The following is a 1,053-nucleotide window of genomic DNA, read 5'->3' as shown; positions in this document are numbered from 1 at the left end:
CCCTGTCGTGCCGTCATAGGTCTTGGCCGCGATGCTCGGCGCGGTGATCGTCAGCGCCTTGGCATTCACCAGCGCCGACACGCCCGTCGTCGTCGCCAGCGTATAGTTCGACGCCAGGCCGCCATTGGTCCCGTTGGCCAGCGTATAGCTGACATCGGCCGTACGGCTCCCGGCATTCGCGCTCGACAAGGCACCCGCCGTGCCGGTCGCCGTCACCGTCTCGCTGCCCACGAAGCCCGACAGCGTACCCTGCGTCAGCGCCCCCGCCCCTGTCGTCCCGTCATAGGTTTTCACCGCGATGCTCGGCGCGGTGATCGTCAGCGCCTTGGCATTCACCAGCGCCGTCACACCCGTCGTCGTCGCCAGCGTGTAGTTCGACGCCAGGCCGCCATTGGTCCCGTTCGCCAGCGTGTAGCTGACATCGGCCGTACGGCTCCCGGCATTGGCGCTCGACAAGGCACCCGCCGTCCCGGTCGCCGTTACCGTCTCGCTGCCCACAAAGCCCGACAGCGTACCCAGCGTCAGCGCCCCCGCATTGGTCGTGCCGTCATAGGTCTTGGCCGCGATGCTCGGCGCGGTGATCGTCAGCGCCTTGGCATTGATCGTACCCGTCAGCCCTGTCGGCTGCGTAAGGATGTAGTTGCCCTCATCCGAGCCGCCCAGCACATAGGCCGTCGTCACGCTCTTGCCGGAACCCGCATTTTTGTCGGCAAAAGCTCCGCCACCGCTCAGCGTCACGTTGTCCTGCCCGATCACGCCAGACAATATGCCGTTCGCCAGGGCCGCGGCGGTGGTGCCGTCATAGGTCTTCGCGCTGACGATCGCACCCGACACCGTCAATGTCGCGGGCGTGATCGTCGCCATCGTCGTCGGAGCGCTGGCTGAGAAGATGTAGTTGCTCGCATCCGCGCCGCTCAGCGAGCCCGACGTGCTCAGCGTCACTGTCTGGGCAGTAACTGCACCATTGGCGTCGCGAGCCACGTTCCGGCTCGCAAAGCTGCCCGTCGCGCCCGAGACGTTCAGGGTGACGACGTCGCCGCTGATCTTGCCCGA

At 66.6% G+C, this 1,053-nt stretch carries 1 protein-coding gene; it reads right to left on the bottom strand.

The window, feature by feature from the left end; all coding sequences use genetic code 11:
• The coding region (locus tag ACFX59_RS18225; RefSeq protein WP_387434466.1) for a YDG domain-containing protein at positions 1-1,053 on the bottom strand (1,053 nt) is incomplete at both ends.

The organism is Sphingomonas sp. NCPPB 2930 (assembly GCF_042867205.1).
Lineage (GTDB): Bacteria > Pseudomonadota > Alphaproteobacteria > Sphingomonadales > Sphingomonadaceae > Sphingomonas.
Note: the sequence above shows the minus strand (reverse complement) of the source record. Positions and strands in the feature narration are given on the sequence as shown.